Raw genomic sequence first — 21,091 nt, forward strand, 5'->3', positions numbered from 1 at the left:
ATAGCTGCCCGGAGACTCGCAGAGCGTGTGAAGTGGTTGTGTGGCGTATCTGAGCAAATCTGCTCAGACACCGGAGGCGATTCTGCTACCCTGCCGCCTGTTGAAAATACGTCCCTTTGAAACCCGAGTATAGCAGTCCAAAAAGCTCTCACCAACGTGATCGGCGTCACACCGAAACGTTTTTTCCATTGCAAAGCCGATTATCGGAGGCCTGTTTCAGGCCTTGCACAACATCTCGTGCTCCATGCTTTTTTCAGTACAAAATGCGCCGCCTGCGCGGAACATGCAAGATCAATAAAACCTGGTTCAAACGCCCACTTTCTGTGCGATGAACGCCCGCCTGAAATGGGTGTAGAAAATCGGTAGCCAGCCCGGCTGCCGTGTTCCTGCTTAACCCTGCCTGAACTTTGGGTCAGCTGTAAATTACGGCCAAATTGGTCCGAGATAGGGTTGTTGATTGGACGGTGAACATCCCCACAATCGTTCGATTTGGAGTTGACGCGGCGGTTCCGTTTCGGGCTTACTGGACTTGATCAAACTTCATCGCGCTCCCGGTCCGGACAGGGTCGTCGAGCGTTCGAAGACGGGCCCCTGAGTTGATTTTCGGGAGTTTCCATATGTCGCTTGGCCGGAACCAGTCCATTCTCCTGAGCGCACCCGCGCTCTTCATACTGTTTTGCACGCTTGGCCTCGCTGGATGCGGCCTTGGAACGGCAAACTTTCCCGAAAGCTCTCCGGTGGGTACGCCGGCCGCCGCGCCGGGCGGTGTGACGCAGGGCATTCTGCATGGCGGACAGCAGCCGATCGTCGGTTCGCACGTCTTCCTCTTCGCCGCGAACACCACGGGTAACGGCGGATCGGGCATTGCCGCGTCCCCGCTTAACGCCTCGATTTCGTTGCTGAAGGCGGCTTCGAATACGACGCTCGACACCACCGTCGGCGGTCCAACCAGCGGCGATTACTATGTGACGACGGACCCTTCGGGCGCTTTTACGATCACCGGCGATTACACCTGCCCGGCGAACTCGCCGCAGGTTTATCTGTACGCAGTGGGCGGCAATCCCGGCGCGGGCGTCGCGAATTCGGCCGCCGGCTCTCTGGCCGCGCTCGGAACCTGCCCTTATGGAGGGACGCTCGCCACGGCGACCCCGGCCGTCACGTACATCTACATGAATGAGGTGTCGACCGTCGCCGCGGCCTACTCGCTGGCGCCGTTCGCATCCGACGCGACCCACATCTCCTCCTCGGGAAGCGCGCTGGCGGTTATTGGAATCACCAACGCCTTCAAGAACGCAGCCAACCTCGAGAATCTGGCCACCGGCGCGGCGCTGACGACGACTCCGGCGCTGAATGGCGGCAACGGCGCCGTGCCCCAGACGATGATCGATACGCTGGCCAATATCCTGGCCGCCTGCGTGAACTCGACCGGGCCCTCTGGCGTCGGATGCAGCACGCTGCTGCCGACGGCGACCAGCGATGGCACTCCCAGCGGCGTTCAGCCCACGGATACCGCAACGGCGGCGATCAATATCGCGCACCATCCCGGCGTAAACCAGACCGCGCTCTACGATCTGCAACTGCCTGCGTCGCCGTTTCAGCCATCGGTATCCGGAACCTCCCCGCCCAACGACTTTACCCTTGCGATCAGCTTTACCTGGACTTCCATCGGCCCTGCCGCAGTCGCGGTGGACGGCTCCGGCAACGTGTGGGTCGCGAACAACGTTGGGAGCACCCAGACGGTCATGAAACTGTCGAGCGTAGGCGCCTTCCTTTCCACGGCCCCCGGATACAGCGCCGGCTCCAAAGGCTCTCCCACGGCGATCGCCATCGACGAGTCCGGCAACGCATGGATCGCCAATAGCAACTATCAGAATATAGGGGAGTTATCCTCATCCGGGAACATTCTGTCGGGAACCGGCGGGTACAGTGTGGGCGCGAGCTACTATCCCTATGCGCTCGCCATCGACTCGTTAGGACGGGCCTGGGAAGGCAGCATCAGCACATCCGCTGGAGAGCCGAGCAACGTCGACGTACTCTCCACCACGGGCGCCATCCTCTTCACCACAGGCTCATCGAGCGTCGGCGCTCTCGAGTATCCCCAGAGCATTGCCATCGACGGCGCAGGCAGCGCCTGGGTGGCCAATGCGAATGGCAGCGCCGTCACCAAGCTCTCCAGTACGGATACCGTGCTTTCCGGAACGACCGGCTTCACCGGCGGAGGCTTGACGAATCCAAAGGCCATCGCGATCGACCACACGGGCAACGCCTGGGTCACAAGCGGCTACAACCCGAGCAGCGTGGTGGAGTTCTCCCCCTCCGGCGCGGTCCTCTCCGGCGCATCAGGATATCTCACGGGAAGTTATGCCTCCTCGGCCATCGCGATCGATGGCTCCAGCAACGTCTGGGCGGGCACCAGCTTCGGTATCGTGGAGTTTTCAAACGGCGGAACCCGACTCTCTCCGGCTGGCGGCTTCTACGGAATCAATCAGAGCGGTTATTCTTCCTTCGACTCCGTTCTCGGGATTGCGGTGGATGGTTCAGGAGACGTATGGGTCGCCAGCCAACTCAATTCCAGCCTCGTCGAGATCGTCGGCGCCGCCACTCCCGTGGTGACCCCGCTTTGCGCGAATCTGGTAGCTCCCTACCTTGCGCCTGCCAGCAGGCCATAGCGGCTGAAAAACCCGATGCGGCTCCGTTCGCATCGGGTTTTCGCTAGACTTCCTGCATGCCCAGTCCGCACACCCGCCGCACCAGCAAGCTGCCCTACGACCCGGCCGAGGCCGTCGCCGCGCTCTCCGCCGCCGACCCGAAGCTGGGCCGGTTGATCGCGCGCGTCGGCCCCTGCACGATGAAGCTGGCCGGGGCGCAGTCGCCGTTCGAGGCGCTGCTGGAGGCCATCGTCTATCAGCAACTGAATGGCAAGGCCGCCGCGACGATCCACCGGCGGCTGCTCGAAAGTTTTGCTCCACCGGGCAGCATTGCGCGCGCGGGCGACGAGCCGTTCACCCGCGCGCCGCATCCGACCGCCCAGCACATGCTCGACGCGCCGAACGAGCAACTCCGCGCTGCGGGCCTCTCGAAGAACAAGGCGCTGGCGGTGCGCGACCTGGCCGCAAAGACGCTCGACGGCACGGTGCCGACGCTCGCGAAGATTCGCAAGATGACGGATGACGAGATCGTCGCCCACCTCTCGCAGGTGCGCGGCATCGGCCCCTGGACGGTGGAGATGATGCTGATCTTCCGCCTGGGCCGAACGGACGTGCTGCCGGTCAGCGACTACGGCGTGCGCAAGGGATTTGCCCTGACATTTGGCAAGCTGAAGCCCCAGGACAAGGTCACCCCGATGGACCTGCCCAAGCCGGACGTGATGTTGAAGCGCGCGAAGAAGTGGAGCCCGTGGCGCTCGGTGGCGAGCTGGTACCTGTGGCGTGCGTGCGATCTGGCCGCGGCAGACAAACTGGAGACGGTCAAAGCGACTTAGGGGTGCTCTGATTAAGTCCGCAACCCATATCCCAGGGGCTAAAGCCCCACTGACTCTGCGGGGCTTATTGTCCGGGCTAAAGTCCGAACCTATCTTAATCAGAGGTTCCTTAGCGTTCGTCTTCAGAAACGGCGTCCGCGTCTGAAGACGAGTCTTTACCGATCCATCCGTGCAATTCGCGCGATCGCAGTTCCCTGCGCAGACGCCGCGGACAGCTTCATGCAGAGAGCCTGCCGCCCAGCGTCGCCTATCGAACAGATAGGAGGCATATATCTCCCATTTCGGGTATGGAGTTCAACACATGTCTCATGCGAGGTTTGTATGTAGACCCAATGCGGCGTCCTGATCCTGATCAAAAAGAACGCCATCACCTTCGGCCCTCGTCCCTGGGAGTACGTCCAATGCCTCTGCCGCGCCGCGCCTGCCTCCTCGTCGCCTCCTCGTTCCTCGCCACTCTGCTTGCCGGTTGTTCCCTGAGTCCCACGGGAGAGCCGGTCGAAACCGCCGGAGTCGCCCTGACTGGCGTAGTCCATGGAGGCCAGCAGCCGATCGTCGGGGCGAAGCTCTATCTGCTGGCGGCCGGAACCGGCGGGTACGGCACGGCCTCGACCTCGCTGCTGACCACCGGCGTCGCGGGAACCGATTCGATCGGAGGCTACGTGTTGACGACCTCTGGCGGCTCCTTTTCCATCACCGGCGACTACACCTGCACCCCGGGGACACAGGTTTACCTTTACTCGCTGGGCGGCAACGGCGGTGCGGGCGCGAATGCCTCCTCCGGTCTGCTGGCCGCGCTGGGTAACTGCCCTTCGTCCGGCTCGCTGCTCAGCACGACACCCTTCATCCTCATCAACGAAGTGACGACGGTCGCCGCCGCCTACGCGCTGGCGGGCTTCGCCACCGACGCGACCCACATCTCCAGCTCCGGCTCCACGCTTGCGCAGACGGGCGTCAAGAACGCCTTCCTCACTGCCGCAAACCTGGCGAACGTCGCGACCGGCGCCGCCCCGGCACAGACCGTGACGGGCACAGGCGCCGTGCCGCAGAGCGAGATCTATACCCTGGCGAACATCCTGGCCTCGTGCGTGAACTCCGCCTCGCCCTTTGCCAACTGCACCACGCTCTTTGCCAATGCGAAGAGCGCGGGCTCAACCGGCACGGCGCCCACCGACACCGCGACCGCCGCGATCAACATCGCGCACAACCCCGGACAAAATATCGCGAACCTCTACGGACTGGCCGGCGGAACCGCAGCACCCTTCCAGCCGACTCTCAGCACAGCCCCGAACGACTTCAGCGTCTCGATCGTCTATAGCGACAACGGCGGCAACATCGCCATCGACGGGTCCGGCAACCTCTGGGAGGCGACCTACGGCGGCGTCCTCGCCCGCAGCTCCAACGGCACGCTGCTTTCGCCCGCGGCCGGCTATGGCGGCGGCGGCATCTCCAGCACGTTCTCTTCGAACGCGATCGCCATCGATCCTTCAAACAATGTCTGGGTAGTTGGCGCGAACTCCTGCGGCGGGGTCGCGACGCTCGTCAAGCTGAGCAACGCCGGGACGATCCTTTCCGGATCAAGCGGCTACACCGGCAACGGGATGACCGGCCAGGCGAACGGTATCGCCATCGACGGCTCCGGCGACGTCTTCGTGTCGAACGATCTCTACACTGGCTCGCCCTGCTCCGGCAGTTCATCGGCGCTGCCTGGCTCCATCAGCCGGTTCACCAACGCGGGCGCGGTCTACGGCTCCCCCCTCAGCGGCAGCGGCGTGGGCCAGTATGTGAACGGGCTTGCCTTCGACAACACCGGCGCGCTCTGGACGTCGAGCTACAACGTGACGGAGAATTCCAACAACTCCTACACCACCACCACTTTGCTGGACAAGTTCACCACGGCGGGCGCTCCTGTCACCGGCGCGCCCTTTACCGGGGGCGGCGGCCCCATCGCCATCGACAGCGTCAACGATGTCTTCGGCGCGGGCACCGGTCCGGTATACGAAAATCTGGCGAGCGGCGCCGCCGCGCCCAACTCGCCCTTCACCAACAGCCACACGAATACCGCGCTCAGCCAGTGCATCGGCATGGCGGTCGACGGGGCGAACAACGTCTGGTGCGCCAGCGACAACGACTCCATCGCCGAAATGACGAATACCGGCACGCCGATCTCGCCCGACGCGGGCTACGTCACTCCCAACGCGCTCGGCCCGACGGGCATCGCGATCGACGGCTCGGGCAATGTCTGGGTCAGCAACGGCTACATGAGCGTGGGCAACAGCGTCGCCGGCATCATGTGGGAGATGGTCGGCGGCGCGGCTCCGGTGGTCACGCCGCTCTCGGCCGCCGTCAAGGCCGGCACGCTCGGCCAGCGTCCTTGACCCAGCCGGAACGCTGCCAGGCTGGGCGGCGGACTGCCTGTACGGGGTTCGCCGCCCTCGCGCTTGTCGCAGGGCTGATCTGGCGGCTGGCGCCCCTGCACCTGCCGTTCTTCTGGTACAAGTGGGGCGGGTCGTTCCTGTGGGCGGTGATGGTCTACTGGATCACCGCCGCCTTGCTGCCTCGGCTTTCGCCGTGGAAGATCGCTCTCTGGGCCGGGGTCGCCGCTACGGGGATCGAGTGCATCCGGCTCTTCCACACGCCGGGGCTGGACGCCTTTCGCTACAAGCTGGCGGGCAAGCTGCTGCTGGGGCGGGTGTTCTCCGGATGGGATATCGCGGTGTACTGGGTGGGGATTCTGCTGGCGGCACTGGCCGATCGATGGGACGTGCGCTAAGCGAGCGGCGCGACGGAGCGCTCAACCCATGCGGTCCATTCGTCTTCGGTAATTTCACTCGCGGCGGCGCGCAACACCATCGCCGACTCTTCCATGGGCGACTTTACGGAGCGGTAGCCGTTTGCTCCAAGAAAGACAATCAGGCTGACGAGGCCGATCCGCTTGTTGCCATCGATGAAGGCATGATTCTTGACGAGACCCCAACTCAACGACGCTGCAACCTGTGGAACTGTGGCATCCGGCTCGTAGTTAACCTTGTTTTTGGCGCGCGACACCGCCGACTCCAGAAGACCGAAGTCACGCAGCCCATGCGAGCCGCCGTAGAGATCGATCTGTTCAGCCTGGAGCGCAATGATGTTTTCGACGGTAAGGAAACGCCAGATCACTTGGCCAGCTCTTGATAGGCTTCGCGATGCTGCTCTTCCGTATCGCGAAAGATCTGCAAGGCCTCGTCGTTCGTCAGGTATTGAAATACCGGCGCAGAAACAGTCGCAGCCGTCTTCACCAGCTTAATATCCACCTGCGCCCCATCCGTCAGATGCAGGGCTTCCATCGCCTCGGCGCTCAGCACGACGCGATACTCGCCGTCGACATGTTGTACGCGGAACGTCATGCGAAAATTTTACCCCGAATTTGAAGGAAAACCCCACTTTTCAGACAATCGTTCCCGTTTGCCGATAGCATCAAAGGTGACAGTATGCCCAAAACGACCGCGAAAGCCACGCCCGCTGCTCCGCCTGTTGCGCCTCCTGTAACCCGGTACGTCTGCGTCCACGGCCACTTCTACCAGCCGCCGCGCGAGAACCCGTGGCTCGAGACGGTCGAGGTGCAGGACTCCGCCGAGCCCTACCACGACTGGAACGACCGCATCACGGCCGAATGTTACGCGCCCAACGGCGCCTCGCGCATCCAGAACAAGCAGAACGAGATCACGCGCATCGTGAACAACTACGCGCGGATGAGCTTCAACTTCGGCCCCACGCTGCTGAGCTGGCTCGAAGACAAGGCGCCGCGCACCTACCGGATGATTCTGGACGCGGACAAGGCCAGCGCCAAGCGTTACAGCGGGCACGGTTCCGCCATGGCGCAGGTCTACAACCACATCATCATGCCGCTGGCGAGCGAGCGCGACGCCATCACGCAGATCCGCTGGGGCGTCGCGGACTTCGAATCGCGCTTCAACCGCAAGCCCGAGGGCATGTGGCTGGCCGAGACCGCCGTGAACCGCGCCGTGCTCGACCTGATGGCGAAGGAAGGCATCAAGTTCACCGTGCTCGCGCCCAACCAGTGCGCGCGCGTGCGGCGGATGGAACCGACTGCCGTTGAGGCCAAGGCCGAGTGGTTCGGCACGCCGGACGCCACCGTCGACCCGACCCAGCCCTACCTCGTCAAGCTGAACGAAGGCCGCAGCATCGCCGTCTTCTTCTACGACGGGCCGAACTCCCGCGCCATCGCCTTCGAGGGCCTCCTCGATAGCGGCGAGAAGTTCGGCCAGCGTCTGATGGGCGGCTTCCGCACGCTGAGCGACGGCGACCGACGGCAGTTTCGTCCGCAGCTTTCGCACGTCGCCACCGACGGCGAGAGCTACGGTCACCACCACAAGCACGGCGAGATGGCGCTGTCGTTCGCGATGCATTGGCTGGAGGACGAGAACCTCGCCACGCTGACCAACTACGGCGAGTTCCTGGCCAAGTTCCCTCCGCTGTGGGAGGCGGAAGTCGCTGAAAACACAAGCTGGAGCTGCGCCCACGGAGTCGAGCGCTGGCGTTCGAACTGCGGCTGCAACGGCGGCAAGCCGGGCTGGAACCAGGAATGGCGCGGGCCGCTGCGCGCGGCGCTGGACCTGCTGCGCGACAAGACCGCCCCGCTGGCCGAGGCGCTCGCCAAGGATCTGCTGACCGACCTGTGGGAGGCGCGCGACGGCTACATCCGCGTCGTGCTGGACCGCTCGCCGGTGAGCATCGACACCTTCCTCGAACGCTTCTCGCTGAAGACGCTGACGCCCGAGGAGCGCATCGTGGTGCTGGAGCTGATGGAGCTCGAACGCCACACGCAGCTCATGTACACCTCCTGCGGCTGGTTCTTCGACGAGATCTCCGGCATCGAAACCGTCCAGATCATCGCCTACGCGGGCCGCGTGCTGCAGCTTGCCGCGAAGCTCTTCGGCAAGCCCGGCGCCGATCTCGAACCGGCGTTCCTGGCGATTCTGGCCACGGCAAAGTCCAACGTGCCCGATCTGGGCGACGGCGCGGAGGTCTACCGGCGCTACGTGACGGGGATGAAGATCGGGCTCGAACAGGTCGGCGCGCACTACGCCATCAGCTCGATCTTCCGCAGCTATCCAGAGGACGGCGAACTCTTCTGCTTCGACCTGCACCGCGACTCGCACGAGACCTTCAACTCGGGCCGAGGCAAGGTCGCGCTGGGCCGCGCGCAGGTGCGCTCGCGCATCACGGAGGAGTCCGAGCAGATCTGCTTCGCCGTGCTGCATCTGGGCGATCAGAACCTTTCGGCCGCGGTCCGCAAGTACGAAACGGAGACGGACGAGGGTCCGTTCACGGAGTTTTCAACCGAGGTACGCACCGCCATCCGCAAGGCGAACCTGCCGGAGGTGATCCGGCTGATCGACCGCTTCTTCACCCCGCCCGTGCCCGTGCCCGAGCCCGTGCCGCACATGTCGCTCGACCCCATCAACCCGGAGCCGGGCCAGCCGGAGTCGGTCATGGGCGCGGTCGAACCGGGCATCGCCCACACCATCGCGCAGCCGCCCGCGCCACCCGCGCCGGAGAAGCCCGTCTATCCCGCCTCGCCGATCGCCTACTCGCTGACCTCGCTCTTTGCCGACGAGCAGCACCGCATCCTGAACACCATCCTCGACCAGACGATCGGCGAGATGGAAGACTCGCTGCGCAAGATCTACGAGGATCACGCGTCGCTGCTGCACTTCCTCACCGAGAGCGGGATGAACCCGCCGCCGGCGCTGGCGTTGGCCGCCAGCTTCGCCATCAACGCCAGCCTGCGCCACGCGATCGACGCCGAGAACTTCGACGCGATCGAGGTGACGGACCTGCTGGCGCGCGCGAACAACGACCATGTCACGCTGGACACGCACCTGCTGGGCTTCACCGCCGGCCTGCGGATGAAGCGGGCGATGATCCGCCTCGAAGGCGAATCGGAAGAGCTGGGCACGTCCGGCGCACTGCAGGCGCTGCACTCGGCGCTCTCGATCGCGGACACGATCCGGACGATGCCCTTCGAGGTGAACATCTGGCAGGCGCAGAACATCTGGAACGACCTGCTGCGCCGCGCCGACCGGCTCTACTGGTCGCCGGAGTGGAAGGATGGCTTCAAGAAGCTGGGCGAGGCCATGAATATCTGCGTGGATCAGTTGGTAATCGAGGAAGGCGTGTCGGCGTTCTAGGCCCGCATTTCTGACCCGGAGCTCGACCGCATTCTTCGTCTTTTTCATTGACGACCGCCGTGGGCCGGGTTAGGTTTACGTCATCATGGCCCCGTCTCAACACCGGTCGTACTGTGTCGCACTCTCCCTCGCTCTCCTTTTCGGCGCCGGCTGTTCTACCGGCAGCCCCAGCGGCGGAGGTGCGACTGCCACCCCGCCGGTGATTGCGTCCGCCAAAGCGCAGTTCGCCTACGTTGGCGGCTTCAGCGGCGGCATCAGCAGCTACACCATCTCAACCAACGGCGTATGGGCGCCCACGTCGCCGGCGAGCGTACCCACCAACGACAACTACGGCGCCATGGTTGTCGACCCACTTGGTAAATACCTCTTTTTCGCCGGCTTCCTCGGCGGCAGCGTGACCACCTACAGCATCACCCCCGGAACCGGCATTCCGGTCAACGTGGGGACGGCGCCGTCTTCAAACGTCAACAATCGGCCCGAGAACATGGCCATCGACCCCACCGGGCGCTTTCTATACACTGCGAACACCGGCCTGAATACGGTGTCGACCTACACGGTCAACCGCGGCACGGGCGCGTTGACCGCCCTGCCGGATACGACGCTTCCCAGCTCTCCGGGATTCTACGGAGACTTTACAAGCCCCTGCGGCATCGTGACCGACTCCACCGGCAAATATCTCTATGTCGGCGAGTACGGCTACGTGGTGGCCTACTCCATTGACCAGACGACCGGCGCTCTGACGCCGCTCGCCTCGCCCACGGTCGTTGGCAGCTCCTTCTTCACGCTCCGTCTCGATCCCACGGGCAAATACATCTACGCAACCTCGGGGCGCAGCAACTCCGTCTCCGTCTATTCCATCAACGCTTCGACCGGCGCCCTCACCCTCTACGCCACGGTAACGACCGGCAATGGCGCGACGGACATCGGCCTCACCATCGACGGCGCCCACGCCTATGTCATCGACCGCGACGATCAGACGATCTCGCTCTTCAACAGGAACCAGACCTCCGGCGCACTTACGCCGTTCACTCCGGCGACCATCTATGACCTCGGGCAGCCCTACATCATCCAGATGGACCCTGGCGGCCAGTTGGCCTACGTTGTGCGAGAAGACGGTGGCATCGACACCTACCGGATCGACGCCGATGGAACCCTCTCCGAATACGGCGGCATCGGCACCGGCAACACTCCTGTTGGCCTTGCGATCTATCCAGCGCACCCATAATCGCTCTCTGGGACCGCTCCGCCTGAGCGGAAATCGGCCTATCCCGGAATGGTCCTGGCCTGCCGCAGCATCTCGGCAATCGCAGAATCCGTAGCAGGCCCCTCCATGCGCCAGCGAATCGCGCCGCCGGGGTCGATCAGGAGAATGTAGATGGCGTCCGGGCTGTCGTATCCGACGGCCTTCTTCCACTCCTCGACATGGTCGAGGATGGGCACGAAGCGCGGCTGCACGGCTGGCGGCGCCTCGCCGCGCATGGCGTGCAGAATCATGCCGCGCAGCAGCTTCGGGGCGTCGGCAAGCAGGGGCAGGGTGTAGACCGGCAGGGACGCGTCGGCGACACGCGCGCGTTTTCCCCACAGGGTGGCGTCGTCTGTGGATTTTCTGGAAAACCCTACGATCAGCAGCGCCGGTCCGGGGTCGGCGGGCAGGGTTACGCTGGTTCCGGCGAGGCTTGTGCCTTTGAACGGCGGAATCTTCGTCTGCGCGCGGCACGGCGCCGGCAGTGCGAGGCTGCCCAGCAGGAGCGCGAAGTTCAGTGTGCGGCTCGACATGGCGCTGGAGAGTTAGACGGCAACCGGTCGCCCAGGCATGCCTGAGTCTTGCATGAATTTGCGGTGCGTTCGGAGGATCAAGCCTGGACCCCCAACCTTCGGGCTTATCGAAGGCTGGGAGGCACGAACACGTTCGCTAGTTGACCGTCCGGCGGCGGTGCAGGCCGGAGTGCAGCGTCGTATCGCGCTCCAGACCGCGGGCAAGCGCCCTGGTCGTGTAGGCGCCGACGACGTGGCCGTTTTCGCGGTACATCCAGTCCGTGACGCGGGGCTTCTCGAAGTGGACGAGCTGCAGGAAGCTCAGGCCCTTCAGCCGTGGCTGGTTCGCGATGCGGCCGCAGGGCACGTCGCCCGAGAGGTCCAGGTCGGTGACCCAGATGTGCTCGACCTCGCCGGTCTGCTCGTCGCGAAAGGCGACCTTGAGGTGGAAGTCGTGCTGGCCGGGCTTCGGCGCGGCGAAGGCGTCGAGGAAGCGCTTGATGCTGCGCTTGGCCTCGCGAATGGCGACGAGCATCTCTTCATGCTGCGTGGAAACTGGGGCAATCTCTTGCGTCTGGTGCAGGGACAATGCGTTCCTCCCGGGTGCTGTTGCAACACTCTTAATGGTATTACCTCTCGCGGGATCGGCCAAATACCACCTTGGTTGTGGATTTCGGGGAGATCCGGTGGATTGAGCGCCGCGTGCTTGCTCTTGAATAGGCCTCGGGCTTGGCGATAAGTCCTGTCATCCTGAGTCAAGTCCTGTCATCCTGAGCGGAGCGAAGGATCTGCTTCGTGTTTGTGGCCGCACGAACGCCAATCCCGCGCCGAGCCGACAAGCAGGTCCTTCGCTACGCTCAGGATGACAAGCGATTTTGGGCGGTCAACTCCGCCAGCGCAACGTGACTGGCCCAGGCAAAGGATGCGCGCCAGACCCCGTCAGCCGCGCCTGCTTCAGCGCGAAGTACCACTTGGCCGGCTTGTCCGCGTCGTCGATCAGCATCAGGCCGGGGTGGAAGCGCAGGCCCTGGGCCTGTTCGATCATCGTCTGCTGATCCTGCCCGACGAAGCGCGCGCCGAAAAATGTCGCGATGCTGGTGACGAACGGGACATGGTAGAAGACGTTCCACGCGGCGTAGACGTCGATCCGGCAGGTCGTCGCGGTGACCGGGGTGACGGTGGTGAGGCTCGAGAACCACTTCTCGCCGCAGCGTATGGTCTCGTACCGGCGGTTCGGCAGGACGAAGTCGATCTGCGTCGTAATCGGTTCGCCGTAGACGCCGAGCAGCTTGTACGGCGCGGAGTTCCCGCTGGGCGCATGCGCGGACATGCGAAAGCCTTGCGGGATCGGCTCGAAGTGCTTTTCTTTCTGATGGATAGACGCCCGGCTGCGCCACCACCAGGCCTGGTGGACGAACGGGCCGTGCGCCGGGTCCATCAGGCCGATGATGCCGTGGTCGACGTTGCAGGGCAGGTCGGCGACCAGGTGCGCGCTGCGGTACTTGGCGGAAAACTTCGGCAGCTCGGGCACAGGAGGCAGGCTGGCCGGGGTGCGGCTCGCGCCGGCTTCGGGGATGTAGACCCAGGCGTAGCCGTCGCGCTCCTCGCAGGGGTAGCTGGTCGCGTAGATTTTGGTCGGCTGCAGGATGTCGAAGGTGGTGAGCGACGGAATCTCCGTACACTGGCCGGAGCAGGGCTCGAACTTCCAGCCGTGGTACTTGCACTGGACGTGCTCGCCGTCGAACCAGCCGGCCGAGAGCGGAATGCCGCGGTGCGGGCAGAGATCGCGCATGGCGAAGAGCTCGCCGCCGGTCTTGCGACCCAGCAGAACGGGGATACCCAGCAGTAGGGTCTTCGCGGTCTTGCCCGCGCGCAGAGTGTCGGTGCGCAGCGCGGGGTACCAGTCGCCGAAGATGAGCTCCGCCGGCGGCGCCGTGCCGATAGCCTGATTGTCTACTGCCAATGCGCCTCCGCCGACTTCTCTCCGATGATAACCGGGCGGGCACGATACCCTGTAGCCAGCCCAATGACTTCGACCTCCGCCAGCCCCGGCCGCAACCGTCTGATTTTGCTCGCGCTCTGGTTTGTCTTCTACATGACCTTCACGCTCTGGCTGCCGCCGCTGCTGGACGACGCCGACTCCGTCCACTCCGAAGTCGCGCGCGAGATGATTCTGCGCCACGACTGGGTCACGTTGTATGCGAACGGCATCCGCTACCTCGAAAAGGCGCCGCTGCTCTACTGGTCGATCGCGGCCAGCTTCAAGCTCTTCGGCGTCAGCACGGCGAGCGCGCGGCTGCCGCTGTCTTTCGCGGCGCTGGCGCTGGCGCTGGCGGTCGAAGGCTTTGCGCGAAGGGCGTTTGCCAGTGCGCGGGCCGGGCTCTACGCGGGCGTGATCCTGCTGACGAGCTTCGGCATCTTCATCTTCACGCGCATCACGATTCCCGATGTCGCGGTCTGCCTGTGGCTGACGCTGGCGATGTACGCCTTCTGGCTTACGGAACAGCAGACGGAGGCCCGACGCTGGCTGTGCTGGGCGTTCGCCGCCTGCTGCGCGCTGAACGTGCTGACCAAGGGACTGATCGGCATCGTCTTCCCGGTCGGCATCGTGCTCGTCTACCTGCTGCTGACGCGCGGCTTCCTCGGCCTCTTCAAGCGGATCGGCGAGCTGCATCCGGGCACGAGCCTGCTGGTCTTCTTTGCGATCTCCACGCCGTGGCATGTGCTCGCCGGCCTCGCGAATCCGACCCAGGGGCATCCCGCGCCAATCACCCGCGTCCACGGCCACTGGATCGTGCCGCTGCCGACCGACGGGAACGTCCACGGCTGGACCTGGTTCTACTTCGTCAACGAACACCTGCTGCGCTACCTGAACCTGCGCGTGCCGCGCGACTATGACACCGTGCCCATCGCGCTCTTCTACGGCCTGTGCTTCGTGTGGCTGATGCCGTGGAGCGCCTACCTGCTGCCCGCGCTGGGCCGCGCCCTGCGGCATATCAAGAACCGCACCAACCTCCTGCTGCTCCTGTGGGCGGCGATCCCGCTGCTCTTCTTCTCGCTCTCCACCCGGCAGGAGTACTACGTGCTGCCCGCGCTGCCCGCGCTGATGCTTCTGGTCGCCGCGTGGCTGGCGCACGAGCCCGCCGAAGGCCGCATCGGCACGTGGCTGGCGGGCTTCATGCTGCTCATCGGGACGGCGATCTCGGCGGTGGTCGTTTACTTCCTCCTCCACTCCGCGACGCCGGAACCGGGAACCGATCTGGCCGAGCTGCTGAACCAGAATCCCGGCGACTATGCGCTCTCCTTCGGACACTTTCTCGACCTGAACGCCCGCTCGCTGGGGATGTTCCGGCTGCCGCTGGTCCTGACCGTCGTGGCCTGCTTCGGCGGGACGTACGCCAACTGGAGGATGCGCCGCCAGGGCCGCAACCACGCGGCGAACATGGCGCTGGCGGCGGGGACATGCGCCTTTCTGCTGGCCGCGCACCTTGGGCTGCAGACCTTTGCGCCGGTGCTGAGCTCCGCCCAGATGGCCCGCGCGATCGCGCCCGAGCTGCGGCCCGGCGACCTGATCGTCATCCACGGCGAATACGAGGCGGGCAGCACGCTGGGCTTCTACCTGCGGCGCAACGACATCCACATCTGGCAGGGGCGCAGCGCGAACCTCTGGTACGGCAGCTTCTTCCCCGATGCGCCGAAGATCTTCGAGACGACCGAGACGATCCGCGAGCGATGGGCCGGGACGCAGCGCGTCTTCGTCTGGCAGGATCCAGGCGACAAGGACCGGCCGCTGCCGCAGCTTCCCGGCGCCATCTACCGGGTCGCGGCCGCCGGCGGCAAGGAGATTCTCTCGAACCAGCCGAATCGATTGAAGGACGGGCCGGAGAAGACCAACTCCGATATCGACCCGGACGACTGGGACGAGACGGATATCGTCGCGATGGCCGGCGTGCGGTAGGCAACGTATTGCAGGCAAAGGGCCTCTGATGCGCTGTGCGGCAAAATGCTGCAATGGAGATCGTCCGATGAACAAGTCTACGCAGATGATGTGTTGTACCGTCCTGGCCGTCGCGGCCGCTGTCGCTCCCACCTTCGCCAACGCCTCGCCCGCGGGCGATAAGAAGTTTCTCGCCACCGCCGCGCAGGCGGACCAGAACGAGATCGCCCTGAGCAAGCTCGCGCAGCAGAAGGCGTCCAACCCCGACGTCAAGGCATTCGCCGGCAAGATGGTCGACGAGCACACGCAGATGACCGAGACGATGAAGCCCTTCGCGACCTCGCGCGGCCTTACCCCGCCGATGGGCCCGGACGCCGACCACCAGAAGGAACTCGACAAGCTCAACGGGCTGAACGGCGCGGACTTCGACAAGGAGTACATGAGCCAGATGGTGACCGATCACACCAAGGCCCTGAGCGCCTTCACGTCCGAGGCGAAGAGCTCCAACGACCCGAAGCTGAAGGCCGCCGTGATCGACGGCAAGACGCACGTCGCCGCGCACAAGAACATGGCCTACGATTTGAAGAAGAAGCTGTAGGTTGGGCGCATTCTTCCGTTGACAAGGGATTTTCGCGGGAGTTCAATAGCGGTAGTACGTTGGCAATTCGCTGAAGAATTGCCGATAAGTATCAAAGCCCCTGAACGGCGTGGAGGTCGCTCAGGGGGTTGCAAAACGTCAGTAGTTCAACAAGTGAACTAGCAGGAAAGTGTTGAGGACCACGAACAGAATCGCTTCTGCCGGGATCTTAACTCTCAGCTTTCCCCATTTGACTCGTACAGGTCGCATGGGCCGTTACCTCCTTACAGGATCGCCTCGGGGCCACGAACCCCGAGGCGTTTCGCTTTTCAGGGCGAAACTTGGCTGCCTCTGGTGTGCCCTTAAGCGGCTCCAGCCTGTAAGAAAGCCAGCCCAGTATTTCAGAAAATCCGTCCAGCATGTCGTCTTTTTCAGGCCTGTTGAAGCGCGGCGCGCCGGCATTTGCTATCGTCTTGACTGACTCCTACGCATAGCAACGAGGCCCCTTTCATGCCCTGTCCCGCCGACGAACTTCGCCACGTCCCGCTCTTCTCGCTGCTCGACGACGACGAACTGACCGTGCTCTCGCAGCAGGTGGAGCTGCGCAACTTCGCCGCCAGACAGCGAATCTACAAGGCCGGCGACCCGGGCAAGGCGGCCTACGTGATGCTCTCGGGCGCGGTGCAGGTCTTCACCGTGGACGGCAACCAGCAGGACGTGCTGGTGGATGAGCCGCGCCACGGCGGGCTCTTTGGCTTCGCCTCCATGCTGGAGGAGACCGCGCACCAGACCTCGGCCTTCGCGCTGGAGGACAGCACCTGCGTGGAGGTGGATCGCCACGACATCTCCATCCTGCTCGAAAAGAAGCCCATGGCTGGCATGGACATGCTGACCGTGCTGGCGCGGCAGTCGCACGCGCTGCAGCAACTGGTGCGCGACCGCGCCAACCGCAACTCCAACAATGTGATCGAGGAGGAGATGACCTTCGGCGAGCGGATCGCGGACAAGGTCGCGAGCTTCGGCGGCTCGTGGACCTTCATCATCCTGTTTGCGATCGTGCTGATCGTCTATTCGGGTGTGAACATCGTGTTGAAGGGCAAGGCGTGGGACCCGTACCCGTTCATCCTGCTGAACCTCTTCCTGTCGATGCTGGCGTCGATCCAGGCGCCGGTGATCATGATGAGCCAGAACCGGCAGGACAAAAAGGACCGCGTCCGCGCCGAGCTGGACTTCGAGGTGAACGTGCGCGCGGAGGCGGAGATTCAGGAGCTCTCGCGCAAGCTGCGCCTGCTGACCGACCGCGTGGACGATGTGGATGAGAAGCTGAGCGTGCAACAGCCGTCCTGAACCCGAGTATCCAGCCGCCACCCCCAATGCTTGTCATCCTGAGCGTGGCGAAGGATCTGTTTTGGCTCTTGTCGTTGTTAGTTCTCGCTGGAGCCATCGCTCAACTCGCTTTTCTTGAGCGAGTTGGTAAGTGCGTAAAGTATTCGCTTGGATGGATCGTCGCTGACCCGAAAACGCAGGTCCTTCGCTCCGCTCAGGATGACAAATTTGGCGCGAATCGTGACTCACCGCTAGAAGGCCTGGGCCTGCAGATACATCACCCCGGTGAAGGTGTTGGCGGGCATCTGCGGCGTGCTGCTCAGGTCGATCTCCAGCGTCAGGTTGTCCGTGCGCGAGCCGCCCAGGCTGAGGAAGTTGTTTGCGGCGAAGAGCTGCAGGCTGGCGCCGGCGCCGCCGAAGGGTCCGGTCTGGGTGAAGGCCGTGTAGCTGGTCGGCGAGCCGGTGGGCATCTGGCCCTTGATCTGGCTGGAGGCGATGTAGTACCCGGCCGGCGTGGTGCTCGACAGCGCCTGCGTCGACGAGGTGAAGTAGGCATACAGGTTCATGTTCGCGATGAGCGAGATGCCCGCCCAGGTGGAGGTGATGGCGATGGTCGGCGACGCCGCGGAGACGCCGCCGCTCACCAGCGCCAGACTGGCCGTCGTCGGCGTACACGTGATGGTAAAGACGCCGAGGGACAGACGCGGCTTCAGCCCAGTAGGCACCCGCGTGACCTGCGCGGAGGCCGGGATCGCGAGGACGAAGAGGCACAGGACCCATCTCATGAGGGACGCTCCCCATGCGGCAGCAGCGCGACGACGATCAGCGACTCCGGCTCCACATCGCCGGCGGCGCTGCGGATCAGGTGCGGCGCGGAGACCACGCGGTAGTGGCCGCCATCGAGAAACTGGTCCACCATCACCGACAGCGGATGCACCCGCGCGCGGCGCTCGCGCAGGGCAAAGCAGCCGCGCGAGTCGGTGAAGATGGGCGTCTGGTTGATCATCAGCGCGGCGCCCATCACGGGCTTGCCCGCGGTGTCGACCACGCAGCCGTGCAGCAGCATCGGCCCCATCGAGGAGTGGAACTGCTCCGGCTGGCGAAGCTGCGGGCCCCGCGCGTACAGACCCTGCGCCTCCGCGGTGTAGAGCAGGTTGCCATCCGGGCCGACGAAGCTGCCTCCGTGCAGCGCCAGTCCGCCGGGCAGGTGGATGAGCACGTTGACGATCACCGCCTGCTCGAACGGCCCGGTGGCGCGCGTGGGCACGTAGTAGGTCTGGTAGTCCAGGTTGACGGTGGCGAAGTTCGAAAGAAACGACCCGCCCATGCCATAGGTCGCCTGCCCGTTCGAGAGATTGGCGATCTCGGTCACGGTCCAGCGCGGGGTCAGGCTCTCCTCCGCGTTGGCGAGGTAGAGCGTGCTGGATGGCCCGGAGGGAGGCCCGTCCGGCAGGCTGTCGCGCTCGCGGCTGGCCAGGTAGCTGCCGCCGACATGGATGCGCGGAGTGATCTCGCGGCTGGCGGCGAGAACCAGCGACTCGTACCTGCGGCCCGCGTAGTTCGACTCGAAGACGCTGGCCGAGAGCCGCGCCTGCTCCACCTGCAGACTGGCCGAGGCCTGGTCGACCGTGCTGCGTATCGACGGGCTGCCGTCCGTCTGGGGGACGAGGCTGTTCTGCCGACCGACCGTGAAGCTGAGCTCGTGGGCTGGGCGGATGGTAAGCAGAACGTTCTCGCGGACGGGCTCCGGCGTGAGGAAGCTGCTCTCGCCAACGCGCTGGAACTGATCGCTGGCGTAGATGTAGGCGGCCTTGAGATCCCAGAGGCGATGCGTCGTATCGATGCTGAAGGCGCCGTAGGGCCGATCGTTGCCGCTGCCGCCGGCCAGCGCGACGGTCCAGCGCCGCTCCGGCTTCCAGATGAGGCTGGCGATGGCGCTCATGCTCTGCGCGATCGAGAGGTGCGAGGTGGAGTCATGGGTCGCGACCACCTGCGCCTCCACCGTGGTGTGCGGGCTGAGCGGCCGCTCGACCAGCAGCATCGCCATCGGCGTCCGAGGGTGCGAGCCCTCGAAGAACGGGCTGCCGAATTCGGTGGAGGTCGTCCCGGCGAGCGCGTAGAGCTTCGTCGCGCGCACCTTCGTGGTGACGCTGGCGCCGATGGCGTAGATGCGGTGGTCGGCGTCGAAGAGGTCCGTCGGCAGATTGCACTGGCGGATCTGGCTGCCGGCGGTAAAGAAGGCGCGGCCGATCTGCTTTTCGAGCGTCGCCCCGCCGACGAAGCGGCCGGCCACGACGCCTCCGCCAAGGGTCGCGTTGTAGCTCGCGCCCTGCATCTGTAGCGACCCGCCCTGCGCCTGGTAAAGCGTCGACGTGCCGGCGTCGACCACGAAGACCTGCGCGCGCGCGACGGCTGTGCCCACGATGAGCACAGCCATGGCCGCGAGCCATCCTCCCCGAAGTTGGGCCTGCTGGTTCATCCCACCGTCACTGTCTGCTCACCGGCCGTTTGAGGGTGAAGTGGTCGAAGCGGAACGAGAGCTCGCTGGGCGGCTCCTTGCCGTTCCATGCAAGTTCGAGCTCGCGCTTGCCGTGCGGCAGCAGCGGAAAGCCCGCGCCCTCGGCCTCGCCGTGCCCGCCGATGCCGTGGACCTCCTGCACCCGACCGAGCGAGTAGCCGTCGTTTTCGAGGCTGACCTCCAGCTTGCCGGTCGCCGCGTGGTAGGTCACGTCGGAGACGGTGACGTCCTTTTCGGCGAGCGGATACTCCTGGTAGAGATAGACCGTGTGCGGCAGCATGATCCGCATATCCAGCCCCGCCGTGTGGACGGGCGAGGAGAAGGTCGCGTAGATCGTGAACCACGCCGGCAGCATCTCGGAGTCGGCCTTGTAGAAGACGTACGCGGTCTGGTGCGGCGCGAGCTTCAGACTGCTGGTCGAAAGGTCCACGTGGATGGTGGAGTCCAGCTCGCGGTAGATGCCCTTGCCCTCGGGCGTGATGGTGAAGCTGCGCGGTTCGAGCAGGACCACCATCGGGGTCAACGAGTTGTTGGTCACCTCGAACCTGCCTTCGCCATGTGCCTTGTACTCGGCGATCAGGGGTTGAACGGTCTGGGCGTGAAGAGGCGCCGGAACAAACTTCAAGCCAAGGATGGCCGCGACCGAGAGAATGCGGAACAGCTTCCTACGCGCCCCCATCACAGCGCCTGCGCCTGCAGGTACATGGTGCCGGTGTAAGTGGCGGCGGGAATCTGGGTGCCGGTAAGGTTGATCTGCAGCGTAAGGTTGTCGGTGCGGGTGCCCGAGCGGTTGGACGAGGTGAGCGCGACGGTGTAGAGCGTCAGTCCACCGCCCGTCGGGCCGAAGGCCGCCGTCTGTGTAAAGGCCGTGTAGCTGGTCGGCGTACCGGTCGTCATCTGGCCCAGCACCTCGGAGCTGGGGATGTTGACCACCGGCGGACCGGCTGTGGTGAGCGCGGCGCTGGCCGTGGTGAAGTAGGCGTCCAGCACCAGGTTGGCGCGGCTGGTGGCCGTCACCCAGGTGGTGGTGACCGCGACCGGCACGCTGCCGTTGGCCGTGCCGCCGGCGACCAGGGCGAAGGTCATGGCGGTGGGGGTGACCGACACCGTCACCGCCTCGGACAAGGTTGCGGTCAGCGCCACGGTGGCTGTGGTGGAGTTCACCTGCGCCCGCGCGCCAGCGGCCGAACCGAGTAGGAGAACCAGGGGTGGAAAGCCATGCCGGATGAGCCGGCGCATCGATACATTCATTGCGAAATCCCTCCGAAGCGGCCGCCTTGCGCCAGCAGTCCTGCTCACGTTATGT

Annotated in this window: 18 protein-coding genes; 9 read left to right on the forward strand and 9 right to left on the reverse strand. The window is 64.7% G+C overall.

Annotated features, from left to right (window positions below; translation table 11 throughout):
- The first annotated feature begins 617 nt into the window (after positions 1-617).
- From CHB87_RS02480 to CHB87_RS02495, 4 genes are all read left to right on the forward strand, one after another.
- Positions 618-2,669 carry an NHL repeat-containing protein gene (locus CHB87_RS02480; RefSeq protein ID WP_089406785.1) on the forward strand — a complete coding sequence of 684 codons (2,052 nt, stop codon included), beginning with the start codon at positions 618-620 and terminating at the stop codon, positions 2,667-2,669.
- 56 nt (positions 2,670-2,725) lie between these two features.
- Positions 2,726-3,481, forward strand: a complete 756-nt coding sequence (locus tag CHB87_RS02485) for a DNA-3-methyladenine glycosylase family protein (protein WP_089406786.1) — start codon at positions 2,726-2,728, stop codon at positions 3,479-3,481.
- A gap of 401 nt (positions 3,482-3,882) precedes the next feature.
- On the forward strand, positions 3,883-5,856 hold the full coding sequence (locus tag CHB87_RS02490; RefSeq protein ID WP_089406787.1) for an NHL repeat-containing protein: 1,974 nt from the start codon (positions 3,883-3,885) through the stop codon (positions 5,854-5,856).
- Positions 5,853-6,251 carry a ribosomal maturation YjgA family protein gene (locus CHB87_RS02495; protein WP_089406788.1) on the forward strand — a complete coding sequence of 133 codons (399 nt, stop codon included), beginning with the start codon at positions 5,853-5,855 and terminating at the stop codon, positions 6,249-6,251. The genes CHB87_RS02490 and CHB87_RS02495 overlap by 4 nt, the downstream gene beginning before the upstream one ends.
- Here CHB87_RS02495 and CHB87_RS02500 read toward each other — a convergent pair.
- Together CHB87_RS02500 and CHB87_RS02505 are read right to left on the reverse strand one after the other, a co-directional pair.
- Positions 6,248-6,637 (reverse strand): type II toxin-antitoxin system death-on-curing family toxin, encoded by a 390-nt coding sequence (locus CHB87_RS02500; protein ID WP_176441542.1) that lies wholly within the window; start codon positions 6,635-6,637, stop codon positions 6,248-6,250. The two genes, CHB87_RS02495 and CHB87_RS02500, sit on opposite strands and share 4 nt — an antisense overlap.
- Positions 6,634-6,864 carry a hypothetical protein gene (locus tag CHB87_RS02505; protein WP_089406790.1) on the reverse strand — a complete coding sequence of 77 codons (231 nt, stop codon included), beginning with the start codon at positions 6,862-6,864 and terminating at the stop codon, positions 6,634-6,636. Before CHB87_RS02505 ends, CHB87_RS02500 begins: the two co-directional genes overlap by 4 nt.
- An 84-nt stretch (positions 6,865-6,948) precedes the next feature.
- On the opposite strand from CHB87_RS02505, the gene CHB87_RS02510 reads away from it, so the two are divergent.
- Positions 6,949-9,672 carry a DUF3536 domain-containing protein gene (locus tag CHB87_RS02510; RefSeq protein WP_089406791.1) on the forward strand — a complete coding sequence of 908 codons (2,724 nt, stop codon included), beginning with the start codon at positions 6,949-6,951 and terminating at the stop codon, positions 9,670-9,672.
- An 85-nt stretch (positions 9,673-9,757) separates the two neighbouring features.
- A complete protein-coding gene (locus tag CHB87_RS02515) occupies positions 9,758-10,897 on the forward strand; it encodes a lactonase family protein (RefSeq protein WP_089406792.1) in 1,140 nt (379 codons plus the stop codon).
- A gap of 38 nt (positions 10,898-10,935) precedes the next feature.
- On the opposite strand, the gene CHB87_RS02520 is transcribed toward CHB87_RS02515, so the two are convergent.
- The 3 genes from CHB87_RS02520 to CHB87_RS02530 all read right to left on the reverse strand — a co-directional run bounded on the left by CHB87_RS02520 (position 10,936) and on the right by CHB87_RS02530 (position 13,390).
- A complete protein-coding gene (locus CHB87_RS02520) occupies positions 10,936-11,448 on the reverse strand; it encodes a hypothetical protein (protein ID WP_089406793.1) in 513 nt (170 codons plus the stop codon).
- 136 nt (positions 11,449-11,584) lie between these two features.
- The gene (locus CHB87_RS02525) at positions 11,585-12,016 is read right to left on the reverse strand and encodes a DUF2314 domain-containing protein (protein ID WP_142988173.1); all 432 of its coding nucleotides are present in this window, start codon (positions 12,014-12,016) and stop codon (positions 11,585-11,587) included.
- Positions 12,017-12,310: 294 nt separating this feature from the next.
- Entirely contained in the window at positions 12,311-13,390 is a 1,080-nt protein-coding gene (locus CHB87_RS02530; protein ID WP_089406795.1) for an aromatic ring-hydroxylating dioxygenase subunit alpha, read from the reverse strand.
- A gap of 63 nt (positions 13,391-13,453) precedes the next feature.
- On the opposite strand from CHB87_RS02530, the gene CHB87_RS02535 reads away from it, so the two are divergent.
- From CHB87_RS02535 to CHB87_RS02545, 3 genes are all read left to right on the forward strand, one after another.
- Positions 13,454-15,385 (forward strand): ArnT family glycosyltransferase, encoded by a 1,932-nt coding sequence (locus tag CHB87_RS02535; RefSeq protein WP_089406796.1) that lies wholly within the window; start codon positions 13,454-13,456, stop codon positions 15,383-15,385.
- Positions 15,386-15,452: 67 nt separating this feature from the next.
- The gene (locus CHB87_RS02540; RefSeq protein WP_089406797.1) at positions 15,453-15,962 is read left to right on the forward strand and encodes a DUF4142 domain-containing protein; all 510 of its coding nucleotides are present in this window, start codon (positions 15,453-15,455) and stop codon (positions 15,960-15,962) included.
- Between the two features lie 489 nt (positions 15,963-16,451).
- Entirely contained in the window at positions 16,452-17,288 is an 837-nt protein-coding gene (locus CHB87_RS02545; protein ID WP_089406798.1) for a DUF1003 domain-containing protein, read from the forward strand.
- Between the two features lie 230 nt (positions 17,289-17,518).
- Here CHB87_RS02545 and CHB87_RS02550 read toward each other — a convergent pair whose 3' ends face one another.
- From CHB87_RS02550 to CHB87_RS02565, 4 genes are read right to left on the reverse strand one after another with little or no spacing between them, the layout of a single operon-like run.
- Positions 17,519-18,052 (reverse strand): hypothetical protein, encoded by a 534-nt coding sequence (locus CHB87_RS02550; RefSeq protein WP_089406799.1) that lies wholly within the window; start codon positions 18,050-18,052, stop codon positions 17,519-17,521.
- On the reverse strand, positions 18,049-19,704 hold the full coding sequence (locus CHB87_RS02555) for a hypothetical protein (protein WP_142988174.1): 1,656 nt from the start codon (positions 19,702-19,704) through the stop codon (positions 18,049-18,051). Before CHB87_RS02555 ends, CHB87_RS02550 begins: the two co-directional genes overlap by 4 nt.
- A 49-nt stretch (positions 19,705-19,753) precedes the next feature.
- Positions 19,754-20,464 carry a hypothetical protein gene (locus CHB87_RS02560; protein ID WP_089406801.1) on the reverse strand — a complete coding sequence of 237 codons (711 nt, stop codon included), beginning with the start codon at positions 20,462-20,464 and terminating at the stop codon, positions 19,754-19,756.
- Positions 20,464-21,036, reverse strand: a complete 573-nt coding sequence (locus CHB87_RS02565; RefSeq protein WP_089406802.1) for a hypothetical protein — start codon at positions 21,034-21,036, stop codon at positions 20,464-20,466. Before CHB87_RS02565 ends, CHB87_RS02560 begins: the two co-directional genes overlap by 1 nt.
- Positions 21,037-21,091: the final 55 nt, after the last annotated feature.

This window comes from Granulicella rosea, from assembly GCF_900188085.1.
GTDB lineage: Bacteria > Acidobacteriota > Terriglobia > Terriglobales > Acidobacteriaceae > Edaphobacter > Edaphobacter rosea.